The organism is Corynebacterium sp. ACRQP, from assembly GCF_022345915.1.
In the GTDB taxonomy this organism is placed as follows: Bacteria; Actinomycetota; Actinomycetes; order Mycobacteriales; family Mycobacteriaceae; genus Corynebacterium; species Corynebacterium lehmanniae.
The window spans coordinates 41,537-60,191 of record NZ_JAKRMZ010000006.1 but is presented as its reverse complement, the minus strand read 5'-3'; the positions used below and the strand labels follow the sequence as shown (position 1 = coordinate 60,191).

Annotated in this window: 17 protein-coding genes; 9 read left to right on the top strand and 8 right to left on the bottom strand. The window is 65.6% G+C overall.

Translation table 11 applies throughout. The features are described from left to right. The first annotated feature begins 25 nt into the window (after positions 1 to 25). Positions 26 to 613, top strand: a complete 588-nt coding sequence (locus MHY23_RS03820; RefSeq protein ID WP_239306495.1) for a TetR/AcrR family transcriptional regulator — start codon at positions 26 to 28, stop codon at positions 611 to 613. 9 nt (positions 614 to 622) lie between these two features. Continuing rightward, complete coding sequence (amn, locus tag MHY23_RS03815; protein ID WP_239306494.1) at positions 623 to 1,981, top strand: AMP nucleosidase; 1,359 nt, start codon at positions 623 to 625, stop codon at positions 1,979 to 1,981. Positions 1,982 to 2,121: 140 nt separating this feature from the next. Here the strand turns inward: amn and MHY23_RS03810 are convergent, their stop codons facing one another. Continuing rightward, positions 2,122 to 2,829: an endonuclease domain-containing protein gene (locus MHY23_RS03810; protein ID WP_239306493.1), complete on the bottom strand. Its 708-nt coding sequence runs from the start codon at positions 2,827 to 2,829 to the stop codon at positions 2,122 to 2,124. A 232-nt stretch (positions 2,830 to 3,061) separates the two neighbouring features. Next, positions 3,062 to 4,291 carry a dicarboxylate/amino acid:cation symporter gene (locus MHY23_RS03805; protein ID WP_239306492.1) on the bottom strand — a complete coding sequence of 410 codons (1,230 nt, stop codon included), beginning with the start codon at positions 4,289 to 4,291 and terminating at the stop codon, positions 3,062 to 3,064. A gap of 136 nt (positions 4,292 to 4,427) precedes the next feature. Between MHY23_RS03805 and MHY23_RS03800 the strand changes: the two genes are divergently transcribed. Genes MHY23_RS03800 through MHY23_RS03790 form a run of 3 tightly spaced genes read left to right on the top strand, consistent with a single transcriptional unit; the run spans position 4,428 to position 7,259 of the window. Beyond that, positions 4,428 to 5,360 (top strand): Sir2 family NAD-dependent protein deacetylase, encoded by a 933-nt coding sequence (locus MHY23_RS03800; RefSeq protein WP_239306491.1) that lies wholly within the window; start codon positions 4,428 to 4,430, stop codon positions 5,358 to 5,360. Continuing rightward, positions 5,357 to 6,442: a glycosyltransferase 87 family protein gene (locus MHY23_RS03795; RefSeq protein WP_239306490.1), complete on the top strand. Its 1,086-nt coding sequence runs from the start codon at positions 5,357 to 5,359 to the stop codon at positions 6,440 to 6,442. The genes MHY23_RS03800 and MHY23_RS03795 overlap by 4 nt, the downstream gene beginning before the upstream one ends. Further along, positions 6,369 to 7,259, top strand: a complete 891-nt coding sequence (locus MHY23_RS03790) for a hypothetical protein (RefSeq protein ID WP_239306489.1) — start codon at positions 6,369 to 6,371, stop codon at positions 7,257 to 7,259. Before MHY23_RS03795 ends, MHY23_RS03790 begins: the two co-directional genes overlap by 74 nt. Here MHY23_RS03790 and MHY23_RS03785 read toward each other — a convergent pair. Next, complete coding sequence (locus tag MHY23_RS03785; RefSeq protein ID WP_239306488.1) at positions 7,194 to 7,982, bottom strand: hypothetical protein; 789 nt, start codon at positions 7,980 to 7,982, stop codon at positions 7,194 to 7,196. The genes MHY23_RS03790 and MHY23_RS03785 overlap by 66 nt on opposite strands. Beyond that, complete coding sequence (locus MHY23_RS03780; protein ID WP_239306487.1) at positions 7,983 to 8,954, bottom strand: ROK family protein; 972 nt, start codon at positions 8,952 to 8,954, stop codon at positions 7,983 to 7,985. 150 nt (positions 8,955 to 9,104) lie between these two features. Between MHY23_RS03780 and MHY23_RS03775 the strand changes: the two genes are divergently transcribed. Further along, on the top strand, positions 9,105 to 10,748 hold the full coding sequence (locus MHY23_RS03775; RefSeq protein WP_239306486.1) for a DUF885 domain-containing protein: 1,644 nt from the start codon (positions 9,105 to 9,107) through the stop codon (positions 10,746 to 10,748). On the opposite strand, the gene MHY23_RS03770 is transcribed toward MHY23_RS03775, so the two are convergent. Next, positions 10,723 to 11,712, bottom strand: a complete 990-nt coding sequence (locus MHY23_RS03770) for an AbrB family transcriptional regulator (RefSeq protein WP_239306485.1) — start codon at positions 11,710 to 11,712, stop codon at positions 10,723 to 10,725. The genes MHY23_RS03775 and MHY23_RS03770 overlap by 26 nt on opposite strands. Positions 11,713 to 11,730: 18 nt before the next feature. Between MHY23_RS03770 and MHY23_RS03765 the strand changes: the two genes are divergently transcribed. Continuing rightward, the gene (locus tag MHY23_RS03765; protein ID WP_239306484.1) at positions 11,731 to 12,477 is read left to right on the top strand and encodes a TSUP family transporter; all 747 of its coding nucleotides are present in this window, start codon (positions 11,731 to 11,733) and stop codon (positions 12,475 to 12,477) included. Here the strand turns inward: MHY23_RS03765 and MHY23_RS03760 are convergent. After that, on the bottom strand, positions 12,463 to 13,914 hold the full coding sequence (locus MHY23_RS03760) for an amino acid permease (RefSeq protein WP_239306483.1): 1,452 nt from the start codon (positions 13,912 to 13,914) through the stop codon (positions 12,463 to 12,465). The genes MHY23_RS03765 and MHY23_RS03760 overlap by 15 nt on opposite strands. Positions 13,915 to 14,002: 88 nt before the next feature. Here MHY23_RS03760 and MHY23_RS03755 point away from each other — a divergent pair, with 88 nt between their 5' ends. After that, positions 14,003 to 14,647, top strand: a complete 645-nt coding sequence (locus tag MHY23_RS03755) for a Rib/alpha-like domain-containing protein (RefSeq protein ID WP_239306482.1) — start codon at positions 14,003 to 14,005, stop codon at positions 14,645 to 14,647. Here the strand turns inward: MHY23_RS03755 and MHY23_RS03750 are convergent. Beyond that, positions 14,628 to 16,730, bottom strand: a complete 2,103-nt coding sequence (locus MHY23_RS03750) for an ATP-dependent RNA helicase (protein ID WP_239306481.1) — start codon at positions 16,728 to 16,730, stop codon at positions 14,628 to 14,630. The two genes, MHY23_RS03755 and MHY23_RS03750, sit on opposite strands and share 20 nt — an antisense overlap. A 25-nt stretch (positions 16,731 to 16,755) precedes the next feature. On the opposite strand from MHY23_RS03750, the gene thpR reads away from it, so the two are divergent. Beyond that, positions 16,756 to 17,298 (top strand): RNA 2',3'-cyclic phosphodiesterase, encoded by a 543-nt coding sequence (thpR, locus tag MHY23_RS03745; RefSeq protein ID WP_239306480.1) that lies wholly within the window; start codon positions 16,756 to 16,758, stop codon positions 17,296 to 17,298. Here the strand turns inward: thpR and MHY23_RS03740 are convergent. Next, positions 17,295 to 18,617 carry an HNH endonuclease signature motif containing protein gene (locus MHY23_RS03740; RefSeq protein ID WP_239306479.1) on the bottom strand — a complete coding sequence of 441 codons (1,323 nt, stop codon included), beginning with the start codon at positions 18,615 to 18,617 and terminating at the stop codon, positions 17,295 to 17,297. The two genes, thpR and MHY23_RS03740, sit on opposite strands and share 4 nt — an antisense overlap. Positions 18,618 to 18,655 lie beyond the last annotated feature (38 nt).

Genomic DNA, 18,655 nt, shown 5'->3' with positions numbered 1-18,655 from the left:
GTCCAAAGTCTTTGGAGAGTCCAGGATGAACCACGACCTGCCCGGCCGCCGGTCTGACAGCACCGACCCGCGCGCCCTTCGTACCCGCAAGGCACTTGTCGACGCAGTGCTCCGCCTCCTCAACGACCATGAGGTGTCCGACCTCAATGTGTCCCAAATCGTGAAAGAGGCTGGGGTGAGCCGCCAGGTGTTCTACCAGCACTTCGCGGACCGCGACGCGGTGATCCTCGCCGCCGCCATGGACTGGGTGCTGGACGCCTACGAGCACTTCGCGGAGCGATTCAGCATCGACAAAAACTTCGAGGCGTCCGTCGTCGAGCTGGCCAGCGTCGTCGACGGCAAGAACGAGGCCGCCGTGCGCCTGATCGACTCCCCGGTGCACACCGTGTTCGACAACGAGGTGCAGCGCGTCATGAAGGACACGATGCGCGAGCAGCTGCTGCCGCGCTCGAAGGAGTGGGAGGACGCGGACGCTGAGCTCATCGCGGACATGTCCCGCGTCTACGTCGCCGGCATGCAACGCCTCATTGAGCAGTGCGTCCGCGAAGGCTGCACCGCGGAGGAAATCGGCCGTCGCGCCGAAGCCGTGCGCCGTGTGCTCATTCGTGAGTAGCCTGGCTGCATGTGTGAGGTACCGGAGGTCGTCGCAAAGCTAAAAGCCCTCTACGAGCAGTCGTGCGAAATCGCGCGCTCGGGGGAGTTCGACCGGTACGGGGAGGTGCGCTACCCCAAACTCACGGTGGAGGTGGAGCAGTGGCGGCCGATCGACCGCTCCGAGCCCTTCGGCTACGTCGACGAGGCCGGCACCTACTCCGCCGTCATCTCGCGCCCGGACCTCATGGAGGGCTACCTCACGGCGCAGCTTGAGGCGCTGACCTCGAACTACCCGTGCGAGGTCGAGGTCGGGTACTCCGATGTGGCGATCCCGCCCGCCTACATCAAGGGCATGCCGCCTATCGACGAAACCGCGAACCTGCCCCGCCCCACCCTGGATGAGGTGCACGACGCGATTGTCGACGGCCACTGGGACGCCTTCAACGGAGCCGAGAAACCGCTGTTCCACTTCGGGCCGCAACGCTTCGACCTCGCGCTGGCACGGCTGGAGCACTACACCGGCATCGAGGCCGACTCGCTGCAGCGCTTCATCCTGTTCACGAACTACGCCATGCACGTGACCGAGTTTGTGAAGTTCGGGCTGCGCGAGCTGTCTGATCCTGACTCGCGCTACACGCGTCTGGTGCTGCCGAGCGGGGAGACCGTGTCCGACACGGTGGCGCTGGAGGATCTGGAGCTGGAGTCGAAGTTCCAGATGCCGCGCTACGACCTGGTCACCGAGGACGGCGACGGCATCACCATGATCAACATCGGCGTCGGGCCGTCCAACGCGAAGACCATCACCGACTCGCTGGCGGTATTAAGGCCGGAGGCGTGGATCATGATCGGCCACTGCGCCGGCCTGGACGCCCGCATGCGCATCGGCGACCTGATTTTGGGCAACGCCTACGAGCGCCACGACCACGTTTTGGATGACTACCTGCGCCGCGAACTGCCCATCCCCGCCGTGCCCGAGATCCAGCGCACCCTGGAAAAGGCGGTGTCGAAGGTCTACGGCTCGGACGCGTCGCTCATGCGCACCGGCACCGTGCTGTCCACCGGCGACCGGAACTGGGAGTGGAAGGACCCGCGCGACCTGTGGGAATGGCTGCGCGGCTCCACGGCGGCGGCCGTGGACATGGAGTCCTGCACCATCGCCGCGAACGGCTACCGCTACCGCGTTCCTTACGGCACCCTGCTGGCGGTGTCCGACCTGCCGCTGCACGCCGTGCCGAAACTGCCCGCCGGCGCCCAGGCGTTCTACTCCAACTCGAAGGAAGCCCACGTCATGTGCGCCGTGAGGGCCGTGGAGAAGCTCGCGCGGCACCCGGAGAGACTGCGCACCCGCAAACTGCGCCGCGCGATCGGCGAGGTGCCGTTTAGGTAGGGGTCGATACCTCGAAGTCGATAGGCCTATGTCGATAGTTGCAGGTCAGCGATTTATGGTACACATGACTTTGAAATTGGGTCCGACGCTGTGACCAGGAACTATCGACATAGAGGTATCGACATGGGCATATCGACCCGTTAGTACCCCTTTGCCAGCCATTTCCTCACGGTGGCAATGAACTTATCCGGGTGCTCTTCGAGGTAGCGGGGTGAGAAGCGGAGTACCTTGAACTGGTCGTTTTCGATCTCGTTTTGGCGCTGCTTCTCCTTCATGAGCTGCTCGTCGGTCTTGCCGTACGTTTCACCGTCGTATTTGATCCAGCCGTCGATCTCGATGACCAGCCACCCGTTGATAAGCAGGTCCACCCGGTACTTCCCGCCCAGCACCCACACGTTGACCTGCACGTTGGTAATGCCAGCAGCGAGGAGTAGCCCGCGCGCGTACGACTCGGGCGCGGAATCCGGACGGGTCGACACGTGCTGTGCGGCGAAGCGGGCAGCAACCTTCCCGGGGAATGTCGGTTGGATTTCCACCAGAGTTCGCAACCGGTCCGGGGTGCACCCGCCGTGTTTGACCAGCCAGTCGGCGACAACTAGGGCGTGGGCGAAGCCGTCGAAACGTGCAACGTCGAAGAATGTGCGTAGCGGGGAAGTCGTGGACATCGCCGTCCCCCGCACCAGGTCGCGCTCCGCGAGCCGCCCCTTGACGTACTGCACCCCATCCGGCCACTGTGAGCGCGGCGGGACGTGCCGGGCGACCAGTGCGACCCGATCTAGCGGCGTATTGGCCACCCACATGTCGTTCAAGTACGCCGACGCGCGTCCGGTGATCACCGCCTGCCGCACGGACAACCCTACGCAGTAGGCCCGTGCCCAGTGCTGTTGGTTTCGTTGTAGCTCTGTGTATGTGGTGCGGCTCAGGGCGTGGGTCGTCGATAGGCGAATGAGCTCATTGTTGAGGAGCGCTAAGCGTTGCGAAGAGTCCGCCCCCCGAACGTCCACCAACTGGCTGCGAATATCCGTTTTCCAATCCCCCATGAGCGCAATACTCGCAAACCGGCGGGGGTGTGTCAACCCCCTACCAGCGGGACTCGTCGAGGATCTTCTCGCGCTTGGCCACCACCGTGGCCACCACGGACTGGCCGGTGACGTTGACGGCGGTGCGGCCCATGTCCACGATCGGGTCCACCGCCAGCAGCAGGCCCACGCCGGCGAGCGGCAGGCCCAGGGTGGACAGGGTCAGGGTGAGCATGACGGTCGCGCCGGTGGTGCCAGCGGTGGCGGCGGAGCCCAGCACGGACACGATGACGATGAGCACGTAGTCCGAGATGGACAGGTTGATGCCGTAGAACTGCGCCACGAACAGGGCGGCGATGGCGGGGTAGATGGAGGCGCAGCCGTCCATCTTGGTGGTGGCGCCGAGCGGGATGGCGAAGGACGCGTACTCGCTGGGCACGCCCATGGCCTCCTCGGTGGTGCGCTGGGTCACCGGCATCACGCCCATGGACGAGCGGGTGGCGAAGCCCAGCGTGGTCACGGGCCACACGCGGCGGAAGAACTCCAGCACCGGGATGCGGTGCGCGGCCAGCACAATCGGGTAGAGGACGAAGATGACCAAGGCGAGTCCGATGTAGATGGCCAGCACGAACTTGCCCAGTGAGCCGAGGGCGTCCCAGCCGTACGACGCCACCGCGTTGCCGATCAGCGCGGCGGTGCCGATCGGGGCGAGGCGGATGATCCACCACAGCACCTCCTGGACCACCTTGAGCAGGGAGCCGGAGAACTCGATGAACGGCTCGGCGGCCTTGCCCACGCGCACCGCGGCGATGCCGAGCAGCATGGAGATCACCAGGATCTGCAGGACGTTGAACTTCACTGACTCGCCGGATACCCCCAGGCCGAGGATGTTGGCGGGCACCACGGAGTTCAAAAAGCCCATCCACGAGCCTGTCGACGAAGGCTCCGCCGCCGTCGCCGCATCCACCGAGGTGTTCGCGCCGGGTTTGATCACCAGGCCGACGAGGATGCCGATGACCACGGAGAAGAACGCGGTGATGGCGAACCACACTAGGGTCTGCACGGCCAGGCGCGCGGCGTTGGTGACCTGGCGCAGGTTGGCAATCGAGGTGACCACCGCGGTGAACACCAGCGGCGGGATCAGCAGTTTGAGCAGTTTGACGTAGGTGGATCCCACCCAGTCCAGGGTGTCGGCCAGGGGTTGAACGTCCACGGCGATGAAGCCGAGGATGAGGCCGATGATCAGGCCGTAGATGACCTGTGCGCCGAAGCTTGTTGCCCACTTAGGCATGAGCGGCTCCTTCTAGACAGAATTGTTCACTTGTGTAGTAAAGACGTGGATAAACTACTCCTTCGGCCCGAAAACGCAAACCGGATATATAGACAACACGGTCTGTTGTGGCGCTAGGGGATACACTTCCGGTTTAATGGAACCCCACTTCGACGACCCCGCAATCGCCATGGCGCACCGCTCCGCCGTGCGCTCCATCGAGCGGGTCGTCACCGAAACCGCCCCGCCCACGCAAAACGCAAAAGAGAAAATCCTCGAGCAACTAGGAAACCCGAAAACGCTCATCATTACCGGCGCGGGCATCTCCACGGACTCCGGCATCCCGGACTACCGCAGCAAGAACGGCCGCCCGACCAAGGGCCGCCCGATGACGTTCCAGGAGTTCGCGCACTCGCCGAGACAGGTGCACCGCTACTGGGCCCGCGCGTTCGTGGGCATGCGCTACATGCGCCAGGCGCAGCCCAACCGCGCGCACTTCGCGCTGGTCGAGCTGGAACGGGCGGGCCTGATCCGCGGCATCATCACGCAAAACGTCGACGGGCTGCACACCCAGGCCGGCTCCGACAACGTCATCGCGCTGCACGGCGACATGGAGCACGTCGTCTGCCTCGACTGCAAAACGCTGCATGAGCGTTCGCTTATCGACGCGCTCCTCACCGCCGCCAACCCCACCTACTTCGACTCCGTGGAAGTGCAGGGCTCAATGTTGAACCCGGACGGCGACGTGGAGCTCAAACCCGACGACGTCGCCCGTTTCCGCATGATCGCCTGCCCAACATGCGGCGGCCACCGGCTCAAACCGCATGTGGTGTACTTCGGCGAGGGGGTGCCGAAAAAACGCAGACAAACTGCAGATGCCTGGCTGAAGGAATCGGAGAGCGTGATCGCGATCGGCACCTCGCTGGCGGTGATGAGCGGCTACAAGTTCATCCTCGACGCGCGCAAGCAGGGCAAACCCACCGCCGTGATCAACGGCGGGCCGGGCCGCGCCGACGCCAAAGTGGACACGCTCTGGCGCGCACAAGTCGCCGATGCGCTCGACGAGATCCTGGACGGGCTCGACCTGTGATCGGCCTTCTTCTCCTGCTGGCGTTTGCAATCTGGCGCTACATCGACACCGGGCTGCCCAACGCGTTCACCACCGCCTTCCCCAGCGACCTCAAGGTCTACCTCCTGGGCGGCGAGAAGGTCGCCACACACCAGCCGCTCTACGACGCCGACCTGCTTCCCGGCCTGCCGTTTACCTACCCGCCGTTCGCCGGCGTGGTGTTTTCGTGGCTGACGGAAAGTGAAACCCTCGGGGTGGTGTGGAAGCTACTCTCCGTGCTGGTGGTCCTGCTCGTGGTGCGGGCGTCCACAAGCAAAGATGCCCTCCTGCTCACCGCCGTGTTCGTGCTGTGGCTTTCGCCGGTGCAGGGCACGCTGTTTTTCGGCCAGATCAACCTGCTACTCATGGGGCTGGTGTGCCTGGATTTCCTGCCGCGCCACAAACTCCCCGGGATCGGCATCGGGCTCGCCGCGGGCATCAAGCTCACGCCGGCGTTCTTCGTCCTCCTGCTCATCCAGCAGCGCCGCTGGGGCGCGGTGTTCATCGCCGCGTTCACGTTCCTGTGCACCGTCGCCACCGGATTTTCCGAGGTCACAGACGCGAAAAGCTTCTGGAACGACGCCATTTTCACCACCACCCGCATCGGCGCCGATGACAACCCGGGCGCGCAGTCCATTCGCCAGGTCCTCGCCCGCGCCGGCCACGACGAGCTGTGGCTCTGGCTTATCCTCTGCGCCCTGGTCACCGCCCTTGCGCTTTTAGCTTCTCGACGAGCTCCCGCCCCACTCGCCGCCTCCTTCATCGGCATGACGGCCTGCCTGGTCAGCCCGTTTTCCTGGTACCACCACTGGGTGTGGGTCCTGCCGATGCTGGCATACGTCTACAACCGCTGGGGCGCGATCGTGCTCGCGCTGTTTCTGGTGCCGTTCGCGTCGGTGAACATCTCGTTCGGTTTGTTCCACGTCCCGGAGCTGCTGTTCACCCTGGTCCCAGTCGGCTTTATGCTCTGGTACACGCTACGCTCAGGTTATGCGTACCCGTTTACTCGCCGCGACGACCGCGGCCGCCACAGCTCTGACCCTCGCCCCGTTCGCCGCCGCTGACCCGGCACCCGTCACCGGGGTAGAGCTGAACCAGCCCGCCGACCAGGTCATCGCCGTGGAGGCGAAGTTCAACCTCACCTCCGACCAACAAATCGCGATGCGCGAGCTGCGCAAGCTGCGCGGGGACATGTGGGACCGCAACGTGCCGTTCAACGGCACCACCTTGCGCCAGGCCGCCGCCAAGCACGGCCTGACTACCCGCGATGCCTATGTGGGCGCAGCCAAGTACGACGCGGGCCTGTCCCGCATCGCGCTGCAGCGCGGCGCCGAGGCTGCGAAGTTCTTCCGCCACGAGCGCCCGTACAACTCCACCTGCTACGGCAACTGCGGCGACAACGACACCGCCACGTACAAGGGCAAGGCCGCGCCGGGGGAGAACCTGCACTCCGTCGCCAGCATGGACAAGGCGATGCAGGACTGGGGCTACGGCGAGGTCAACGCCCTCATCCGCGCGAACGGCCACTTCAACAACAGCAACGGTCACCTGCACAACCTGCTGGACCCGCGCATGCGCTACTACGGGTTCGCCAGCGTGGTCACCGCTGAGGGTGAGGCCAGCGTGACCTCCACCTGCGGCGTCGGCGCCGGCAACGAGGCTATCGAGGGCGAGCAGAACACCGTCCTGCACCGCCCGGCCAACGGCAGGGAAAAGCCCAGCACCACCCCGAAGAAGCTCATCCTCGGCGGTGCCGGCTCGTCCTCCTCGCCCAAGGAGATCCTCGGCATCATCGCCACCGTGCTGACGGTGCTGTCAGTGCTGCAGACCCTGTACAAGTTCGTCGAGCCGCAGCTTCAGCAGCTCCGCGACCTTGTCTAAGGCGTCCATGGTGTCGTCGTAGCTGCCGTCCTCGCTGCGCGCTCCGATGGCCACCCCGTAGCCGTCGAACCAGCCGAACTGGCGGGTGTGCCATGAGCCGTCGGTTTCGTCGTCGGACCAGCCGCCCTTGAACGGCACGGTCTCCAGCGTGCCTAGCCCGTAGGACTGGTCTTCGGCGATGTGGTGCATCTCCATGATCACCGGGTCGTCCTCGTCCTGCTGGCTTAAGTAGTAGGCGTAGCGCGCCTGCCCGGGGAAGGACCAGCTCGTGGTGCCGAAGGCTCCTTCCACCTTCACCTGGGAGCCGGACTTGGCAATCTCCTCGCGGACCATTTCCCCGGCCTTTTCGTCGCTGCCCATGCAGTCCCACAGGGCGCGGGCGGAGTCGTTGTCGGACCACTCGATGGAGGCTTCGGTCAGCTCGTCGACGTAGTCCGCGCCGTAGTCGCAGTGCTCCACCGCCGCGCGGGCGATGGGGATCTTGATGGTGGACCAGGCCGGCAGCGCGTAGAGGGAGCCGGATTGCGTCATCTCGGAGCCGTCGAAAAGCGCGACGCCCACCTCAGTGCCCGTTTCCTCCTCGATGGCGGCCACCGCCTCGTCCAGACCCTCGAAGGGGTCGGGCGCGGGCTGGGTGGTCACCTCGGTGTGCAACGGCTCGGCCTCCTCCTGGGCGGCGCAACCGGCCAGGAGCAGCACACAAGCCCAAGCGGCGCGCTTCATCTACGACCCCGCCACCTGGAGAGGCTCGCGCAGCACGTGGTCCAGGGCCACGGCGCGGGCGATGTCGCGCACCACCTCGCGGTGGGTGGGGATCAGGCGCAGCTCCGGGCTGCAGTTCGCCTCCGAGCGCACGGTGCGGGCGAACGGGGCGGAGGCCAGCGGATCGTCGATGAACGCGCTGCCCGCCACCACCACCGTGGCTGGGGAGTAGTTGCTGCACAGCCCCGCCACCAGCGAACCCAAGCCGCGGGCGCGGCGGTCCAGCGCGTAGCGGGTGTCCTCACGCGAATCGGTCACCGCGTCCTTGAGCGTGCGGATATTCTCCACGCCGATGGCGTTGATCAGGCCCTGGGTGGTCAGCTCGCCCTGCTCCACCTCGATCGGCTCCACCCCGTCCGGGTGGGAGATGGCGCAGGCGATGGAGTCGTCGGCAAACAGCGCCATCACCGACGGGTTGTTCAGCGAGGCGGTGGACTGCATCTCCGAGCCCACGATCGCGCTGGAGATGGAGGAGACCTCCACCGGTACCGAGAACTGCTCGCGCAGCTGGTCGCCGATGTCCACGCCGTCCCAGCCCAGGTTCGGCGCGAAGACTTTGCCGCGGTCGCGCACCGTGCCGGAGGTGGTCACACCCACGGTGCGGATGGGGCGCTCCAGCTTGGTGGTCATCTGGTTCAGCTCCGCCATCATGGACTGAATGAAGTCGTCCTCGCTGACCTTTTTCACGGTGATGTCCATGTCGCGGCACAGTAGCGTGCGGCCCTTCAGGTCGAACAGGGCCACGTAGGTGGATTCGGTGCCCACCGCCACGCCCGCGTGCACGCCGGGCATGTCCGCCAGCTCCAGCGGGATGGTGGGCCGCCCGCGCCCCTTGGACTGCGTCAGGTCGTTGCGCTCTGTGACGTAGCCGGCGTCCACCAGCGCGGAAATGGCGCGGGTGACGGTGGGTTGGGACAGCCCGGTTGCCTTCACAAGATCGCTTCTCGACGTCATTTCTTGCAGCCGTATCAGGTGCAGACACTTGGCTGCCGGTGTGCGTGGACGCGAGAAGATCATATGAATATATTTACCTGGCCCTTGATAGAATTGTCCATTTGGCCAGGTCGGATACAATCGCTCGGCATGACCATCGAACGCTGGCGCGAGCCGTCCCTGCTGGACGCCACCTGTGAGGATTTCGTCTACGACCTCGCGGAGATCAGCCCCACTCTGGCCACCCAAATCGGCATTGACGGCCACGACGGGGAGCTGCAGGATTTCTCCCCGGACTACTGGGGGCGCCTGGCGGACAGGATGCGCGACCTGGTCGCTGACGTGGACGCGCTCAACGACTCCACCGACGCCTCCGACGACGAGGACGACTTCGACGACGTGGACAACCTCACCGCCGCCATCCTGCGCGACCGCATGAGCGCGGAGTTGGAGTTCCACCACCGCGGCGAGCTGTTGTGCCGGCTGAACAACATCGATTCGCCGGTGCAGACCATCCGCGATTCCTTCGCCCTGATGCCGAAGGTGACCGAAGAGGACTTCGACAACATCGCCTCGCGCATGTCCCGCATCCCGAGTGCGTTGGCGGGCTACCGGGAGTCGCTGAGCGAGGCGGCGTCGACAGGCGATGTTGCCTCCCACCGCCAGATCGACGCGGTGATCAACCAGTGCGAGCTGTTGGGCGACACCGAATCCCAGCTGGACCACCTGGGGCTGTCGCCCGATTCGCACGTGGTGGGGCACGCCAAGGAGGCGTTTTTGCAGATGGCGGACTGGCTGTCCACCGAGCTGTCGCCGCAGGCCTCTCACAACGACGGCGTGGGCCGCGAGCGCTACCAGCTGTTCGCGGAGTTCTTCCACGGCCGCGAGGTGGACTTGGACGCCAGCTACGAGTGGGCGCAGGAGGAACTGGCCACGACCGTTGAGGAGCAGCGCGCCATCGCGCACGAGCTCTACGGCGACGTCTCCGTGGCAGGCGCCTACCGCAACCTGAACCAGGACGAGCGCTACATCCTCCACGGCACCGACGCGCTGATCGAGTGGATGTCCGGCATCAACGACAAGGCCGCCAACGCCTTCCACGTGCCGGACGGCCTGCACAAAGTGGAGTGCGACATCGACCGCGCCGGCTCCGGCGGCATCTTCTACACCCCGCCCAGCGACGACATGATCCGCCCCGGCACCATGTGGTGGTCCGTGCCGGAGGGCCAAGAGACGTTCCACACCTGGCAGGAGCTGTCCACCGTCTTCCACGAGGGCATCCCCGGCCACCACCTGCAGCACGGCTATGCCCTGCTCAACCGCAGCGAGCTGAACCTGTGGCGCCGCTCAGTGTGCTGGAACTCCGCCCACGGCGAGGGCTGGGCGCTCTACGCCGAGCACCTCATGGAGGACCACGGCTTCTTCGAGGACCCCGGCTACCGCATGGGCCTGCTCGACTCCAGGCGTCTCCGCCTCGCCCGCGTGATGGTGGACATCGGCGTCCACCTAGGCAAGACCACCCCGGAGGGCACCGGCACCTGGGACGCCCAGTACGCAAAGGCCTTCCTGCGCGACAACACCGCCATGCCGGAGGCGAACCTCGCCTTCGAGCTGGACCGCTACATGGGCTGGCCGGGCCAGGCGCCGTCGTACGCCCTGGGCTACAAGGACTGGGTGGACCTGCGCCGCCAGGCGCTCGCCCAGGGAATGAGCGAGCACGAGTTCCACGTCAAGGCGCTCAAGCTCGGCTCCATGCCGATGGACATGCTCACGAACGAGGTGCTCCACCACTAAGGATCTTGGGCAGCCACCCGGCGAACAGGATCACCATGATCAGCCGGATCACCTGCAGCGCCACCACGGCCGGGCTGGTCGCCAGCACCAGCACGGTCTCCAGCGCGCCGGGGCTGGTGGCGAGGTAGCCCTCGTAGAAGCTCAAGCCCAGCCATTTGGCCATGAGCCACCCCATGCCGGCGCACGCGAGCATCAGCCCGGCGATGTACGCCAGGGTGGCGGGCAGCAGACGGGAGAACCGGCGCAGCGCGGGCACGTTCAGCCCGCCGCCGCACATCCACCCGATAGCCAAAAAGCCCACGATGGACAGCAGCCGCGGCGGCACGATGGTCACGTCAACCAGCACGCCCACCAGCACCGTCAACGCCATCGGGCCAAACACTGAGGGGTTGGGGAACTTCAACAGCTTGCCCGCGAACACCCCGGCGACAATCAGCGCCGGGACCAGCAGCCACATCCACCAGTAGGGATCCAACTCAGTGCGGGTCACTGAAGTAAACTGCGACGCCACCAGCGGCAACGTCAACGACACGATGAGCAGCCGCAGGTACTGGCTGAGGCTGACGTAGCGGATGTCCGCGCCCACGTCGCGCGCGATCGCAGGCATCAGCGACGCCCCGCCGGGCAACAGCGACAGCACGCCCGTTTCCCGTGAAACGCCGTGGTTGGCCAGAATTAGGCCACCAACAAACCCCATGCCGATCACCACCGCGCCCGCCACCACGCCCGGCAGTAGGTAGGGCAGCGGGTTCATCCCCACCAGCGGCAGCGCCGCAAACACGCCGACGGTGCCACGGGCGAAGGTGAACAGGTGCTCATTGACGGGCAGGTCTTCCTCCGTCACCAGCGCCACCGACCCGGCCCCCAGAATCCCGGCCAGGATCCACGCCGCCGGAACCCCCAGAAAAGAAAACAGCAGCCCGAGCGCCACCGAGAGAGGTGCAGCGACAAGCCAACGGTTCATGTGGGGCATAGTAGTCCCGTGATCGTTTTCCTCCTCGCCGCGTCCGCGTTCGCCGGCTGGATCGACGCGGTGATCGGCGGCGGCGGGCTCGTGCTCATCCCGGTGCTGATGTCGGCCACGGCGATGCCAGCGGCGTCCGTGCTGGCGACGAACAAGGTCGCGGCGATTTCGGGCACCGCGTCCGCCGCCGCCACCCTCGTGCGCCGCGTCGGGGTGCCGCGCATCACGTGGGTCTACGCGTTCATCGCGGGGGTCGCGGCAGCGCTAGGCGCCAGGGCGGTCTCGCTTATCGACGACTCCGTGGCCACCCCCATCATCCTCATCCTGCTCGTCGGGGTGGGCATCTTCGTGGCGCTGAACCCGAAGTTTGGGCAGGAAGGCGCCGGGGTGTTTTCCGGCAAGCGCCTCGCCCTCGCCGCGCTTGTTGTCGCCGTCATCGGCGGCTATGACGGCGTGTTCGGCCCCGGCACCGGCATGTTCCTCATCATGGCGTTCACCGCCGTGTTCACCCAGGGGTTCGTGCGTTCGGCGGCGATGGCGAAGGTGGTCAACACCGCCACGAATTTAGGCGCACTGTTCGTGTTCGGGCTCGGCGGCTTCATCAACTGGAAGCTCGCGCTCGCGCTCGCAGTCGCCAACGTCGTGGGTGCGCAGTTGGGTGCGCGGACGGTGCTCAAGGGTGGGTCGACGCTGGTGCGCGTGGCACTCCTTGGGCTCGTCGTCACGCTATGTGCGAAGTTGGGCTGGGAGTTACTCCAAAGTTAGCGACCCGTTGACCAGGCCGTAGATGGCAATCACCGCCGCGACCAGCACCACCGTCACCACGACCCACTCGAAGGCGTTGAAGAGCTTGTCGCCGTGCTTGCGGCGCGTCCAGATGTAGGGCACCAGGCCCGGCACCACGGCAAGGGCGCCGAGCAGCACGTACACCGGGTCCGCGGCGTAGATCAGCCACAGCGAGTACACGGAGCCGATCAGGCCCACGAAGAGGTGCTTGCGGTTGTCGCGGCGGGAAACTTCGGGCCCGGAGTCGTCGAAACGCGTGCCGGCGTGCGGGTGGGTCAGGCCCTTGCCCCTGATTGCCAGCAGCACCAGGTAGATGGAGGAGAAGATGTAGGGCAGCAGGTACATGATGGTGGCCAGCTGCACCATGGCGTTGTAGGACGCGGAGGAGAGGAAGAACACCACCACGAAGAACTGGATCGCCAGCGTCGATAGAAGCTGCGCGCGCACTGGGGAACCGTTTTCGTTGTGGCTGCCCATGGAGTGCGGCAGCAGCCCGTCCTGCGCCATCAGCACGATCGGCTCGGCGCACAGCATCTGCCACGAGACGTACGCGCCCAAAACAGACAGGCACAGGCCGACGGAGATCAGCACGCCGCCCCACGGGCCCACAACCTGCTCCAGCACCGCGCCCATGGAGTTGTCCGGCAGCGCCGCCAGCTCCTCCTGACTGAGCACGCCGTAGGACAGGGTGGACACCGCCACCAGCAGGCCCAAAACAGAAAGGAAGCCGATGATCGTGGCCTTGCCCACGTCGCTACGCACGCGCGCCTGCTTCGAGTACACCGAGGCGCCCTCGATGCCGATGAACACCCAGACGGTGTAGAGCATGATGCCTTTGAGCTGGTCCGCAAACGGCAGGTTGGAGCCCCAGAAGTCCATGGTGAAGCGGTCCCAGGAGAAGCCGAGGAACGCCACCAGCACAATGAACGCCAGGATGGGCAGCAGTTTTGCCACGGTCGTGACCGCGTTCATCACCGCCGCCTGCCTCAGGCCCCGCGTCAGGCCGAAGAAGATCAGCCAGCTCAGCGCACTCACTGAGATAGCCAGCACCCAGCGGTTGGAAAAGGCCGGGAAGTAGTAGCCGAGGGTGTTGAAGAACAGTGTGGCGTACCCCACCTGGGCCATCACCGAGCCGAGCCAGTAGCCCATGCCGGAGGTAAACCCGATGAAGTCGCCCAGCCCCGCCCGGACGTAGGAGTAGACGCCGGAATCAAGATGCGGTTTCCTCACCGCCAGGATTTGGAAGACGAAGGCGACGGAGAGCATTCCCACGCCCGCGATGGCCCAGCCGGTGAGCATGGCGCCCGGGCTGGCCACAGATCCGATGTTTTGGGGCAGCGCGAAAATGCCGGACCCGATGGTGGATCCGATAATGAGTGAGACCAAGGTCCACACGGAGACAGTGCGCTTTGACATGGCGAGTAACACTACATCAGGAGTTGTCTACTACAATCATCCATTATTCAAAGCCATATAAACATCTACAACTGAGGGAACCGTAGAAATGCGCACCAAACTTATTGCACTCACGAGCGCCATCGCGCTCGCCTGCGCGTCCGTTTCCCCAGCTCAGGCCGAGGATGGGTACGAGCCCACCACCGTGGTTCCGGGGCTGACCGCCACCGTCGAACCCCCGCTGCCGCGCGGCGCGGCGTGGTACGAGGCGGACTCCATGCCTAGCTGGGCGATGATCACACCAGACGGCACCATCCGCCTCGAACCGGGGGAGAACATCACCCCCGGTGTGTACGAGTGGCCGGTGACCGCGACGTTTTCGGACGAGACCACCCAGGTCTTCCCCGTCCACGTCACCGTGGGAACTGAGACCGAGGATGAGGCATCCCAGGAAGGCGCCGTCATCGACGCGTTTGTCCAGTACGCCCCGGAGGTCTCCCACCGCTGCTCCGCCACCGCCCTCGGCGTCGGCCTGCCGCTGCTGGTGCTGCTGCCGCTCGGGTTCGCGTCCCAGATGAGCATCCCGTTCGTGGCGCGCCAGAACCACCTGCAGCTGCAGGTGGACGGCATTCCGTTCCAGTTAGACGTGAAGCTCCGCGACCTCAACTCCAGGGACGTGGACATGGGCATCGCCGCCATTCTCGCCGCCGCGGGTCTCGCCGGTGCCGGCGCCATCATTTCCCAGTGCCAGTAGGGTCCTCCGGCCACGCGTGCTTGGGGTAGCGGCCCCGCATCTCCTTGCGCACCTGCTGGTACGGCCCTTCCCAGAAGCTATCCAGGTCGTCCGTCACCGCGAGCGGGCGCCCGGCGGGGGAGAGCAGGTGGTACAACACCTTCACGCCCGAGACCGTCTGCCCCCTTTGGCCGAACATGTGCTGCAGCTTCACGCGCTTCACCGGCCTGCCACTGTCGTACTGGTACTCCTTCGGCGCCGCCGCATCCAGCTCCGCCACCTGCTGCCAATCCAGTTGGCGCAGCATCGCCTGCCTCATGTCGCAACTGCCTATCGACGCACCTTCGGCCACCCCACGCACCTCCGGCGAATAATCGCCCTGGCTGACATCCGGCCAACCCAGAGTCTCGTGCAGGAAGTCCAGCCGCTCTTTTAGGTGCTGCTCCTCCTTGGTCAGCGGGAAGCTGGCGAAATCCACGTCCGTCAGCGCCTCCGCCGCCTCGTCCGGCGTGAGCTTCACCGGCGTGGAGCTGAGCTCGATCGCGCCGATCCTGGCCACCTTCCGGCCCCTGACCTTGCCGTCCTCCAGGTAGGCTCTTGTTTCCTCCACCACGCGGTGCTCCGGGAACGCGATCGGCTCCGCCTCCCGAATAATCGCGCCACTGTTCGTCCTTTGCACCTCCGCGGCGGCGATCCACTCGGCGTTCGAGTTGAACTTCGCCCTTGTGCCGGACGCCAGCTGGTATTCCTCGCCCACTTTCTTGGCTATCCACTGCGGGAAAGCACTCGCGATCACCTCGCCCGGGTCCACCGGTCCCTTGTCCGGCACCAGTCTGCGCAGCCTTTTTGCGTGCGTCTCTCCCGCAAGTCGTGCCACGGTCGGCGCCGCTTGGGCTCCCCACTCCAAAAGCGCCGCGCCGAGTCTTGGGTCCAGGGGCAGGCTCGCCAGTTTCTTGCCGAAGTCCGTGATTGTGCCGTTTCGTGTCGCCCCGAGCTGCTCGAGGTTGGTTTCGGCTTCGGTGAGGTCCTTTGGTTCGTCGATAAGCGGTAAGTCCGGCGACCCCCACGCCTTCATGGTCAGCAGCGCGCTGGTGAGGTCCGCGGTGAGGATTTCCGGGGTGATGTCCGGCTGCATTTTCGCGTATTCGTCGCGGGAGAAGACGCGCACCACCTCGCCGGGGCCCTCGCGGCCCGCGCGGCCCGCCCGCTGGTCGGCGCTGGTCTTCGCCTCCGAGACCGTGACCAGGCCCGTCATGCCCCTGTTGTCGCGCTTGGGCACCCTGGACAGCCCGGCGTCCACCACCTTGCGCACACCCGGCACAGTTATCGACGACTCCGCCACCGACGTCGCCACCACCACCCGGTTGTCGCCCCTCAAGGCTTCGTCCTGCTCCTTGCTGGTCTGGCGGCCGTGGAGCGGCTTCGCGTCATCCAGGAACCCGCACACCAGGTCCACCTCGCGCACCCCGGGCACGAACACGAGCGTCCGGTGCTCGCTGTCGGTCTGGGCCGCGACGTGACGATAAAACTCCCTCGTCCCCTGAATCCTTTCCGCGTGCGGGGCGTACTGGATGTCCAGCGGGTGCGTCACCGCCTCCGTGGAGAGGATCTGCGCGCCCATGTGGTCGGCGAGCTTTTTGGCGTCGAGGGTGGCAGACATGGCGGCGAGGTACAGGTCATCGCGCAACAGGGCGACCTCCATGCACATCGCCAGCACCAGGTCCGTGTCCAGCTGGCGCTCATGCACCTCGTCGATGACCACCGCGTTGACGCCCTCGAGGCCGGGGTCCTTGAGCAGGCGGTTCAGCAGCACGCCCGGCGTGACAAATTCGACCAGCTCGCCGTCCTTGTGCTCGCCGCGGATGCTGTAGCCGACCTTGGCGCTGTCGCTCAGCTGCGCGAGCCTGTGTGCCGCCGCCCGCACCGCCACCCTCCTGGGGGCCGTGACCAGCGTTTTCCCCACCTTGTTCGCGATCGCCGGCGGCACCAGCGTGGTCTTGCCCGTGCCGGGCGGCGCCTCCACCACCAGCGGGCCTTTGTCCGGCAACTGGTCGATGACGCGCGACACGGGCAAATCCCGTCCGATTTTCGCGAGGTCAAACATGGCAATTAAGGGTAGCGTGTGGGCCATGAGACGCCTCTTCGCAGCGATCGTCCCTCCGGCCGATGTTCGCGAACACCTCATCACCGCCCTGCGGCCCATCCGCGACTTCTCGGGCACAGAAGTGCGCTGGGCCGACCCCGACAACTGGCACATCACGGTCGCCTTCTACGGGTCACAGCCCAACGACGCCGCCGCGGTCACCGACCACCTGGCCCAAGCCACCGCCTTCACCCGGCCCCTGAGGTTGCACCTCCGAGGAGCCGGGTGTTTTGATCGGCGCACCATGTGGATCGGCGTCGGCGGCGACAAGGCACCGCTGAAAGACCTGATGGCGGACTGCCAGCTTGACCCGGACATGCGCCGCCGCCAGCGCGCGCACCTCACCGTCGCGCGGACAGGCACTCGCACAAGGGACCCATGGCTTCTCGACGACCACGCCCACGCCCTCGCCATCTACACCGGCCCCGAGTTCGCCGCCGATGAAGTGCTGCTGCTGGAGTCGCACCTGGGCAAGGGCCGAAGTGGCGGCCCGAAGTACGAGGTGGTGGACAAGTTCTACCTGCGTTAGTGGTCCTCCTCCGGGTCGGGGAATGGGGCGTCAACCGGTTCTTCGGGCAAGGGTTCCACGTACGGCATCTCTGGGGTGAACCCGAACTTCATGCCGTATTCCTGCTCCAGGTCCTCGATCGCGGCGGTGGCCTGTTCGAGGTCCAAGTCCTGGTCGAAGGTGTCCAGGATTTTGTGGCCTTTGGCGAAGAACTCCGCTGCCTTGGCCCGGTTCTTGCGAACGGCGGACATGCTGGACTGCCACCGCGGGTTAAACGGTGTGATCTGGTCGCGCAACAGGCCTTCTTCGGCGGTGACGACATAGGTGCCGTCGGCGAATAGCCAGATGATGTCGCCGGAGTAGGGGTCGGGGATGTAGAAAATCCGGCGGTCGGTCTTCATGTTGTGGTGGTGCTGGCACAGGGGGAACAGGTTGTCCACCTCGGTGCGGCCGCCCTCCTCGTAGGGGATGCGGTGGTCCAGCTGGCACTGCTCGGCGGGACGGTTGCACTCCGGGTAGATGCAGGTGCGATTGCGGGCGTACACGGCGTGGCGCATGCCCTCGCCGGGGCCGTAGCCCTGCAGCACCTTTTCGCCCTCTTTCTCCAGATCGCGCGTGACGGGGAACGTTTTTGCCAACCAGTCTTCGAACGCGGAGGTGGCCTCCGGCGTCGTCCAACCGCTGCCGGGGAGGTAGACTGGGCCGCTGATCGCGCGGTTCTTCGGGGCGTAGATGTTCAGCACCGGCGTGATCTCGATGCCGATGGCTTCTCCGGAGAGCAGCTTGATGGCAGCGTCGGAGGTGCTGATGCCGAGTTCGCGCGCAACTTCGGCGACGTTGGCTTGGATCCTCCGGCCGTCCAGTGAGTTGGTGTCCAGCTGCACGATGGCGCGATCGCGGTACTCGTGGACGCCGAACTTCTCTGAGTTGTCCTGCTCGCGCTTTTCTCGTTTGCGCTTGTCGTAGGCGCGGCCTTTGTCCATGCGCTTGATCGCGGCACGGATGCGGTCTGTGACGGTTTTACGCTGGGGAACAGCCTGGTCGTGGCGGGTGGGGGTGAACGTGTTTACCAGGATGCCGTCGATAAGCATGAGTGCTTCCTCGTCCACATCCTCCCCGAGCTCCTCAATCGCGGTGTAGACCGCGGTCAGGTGCCCCACGTCCATCAGGCGTGTTTCCTGCTGCAGCTCGCGCAGGCGGGGGAGGTCCTGCAGTGCGGCGTGGCCGAGGATAGCGTTTTTGACAAACCCCTTGTGCCAGCCGGTGGCGAGCTGCAGTTGGGTCACTGTGGCGTCGAAATCCTCGACATCGAAACCGGGGTACGCGTAGTGCCCAAACATGGTCCAATACGTGTCCCGGATGGCCTGGGCACATTCGC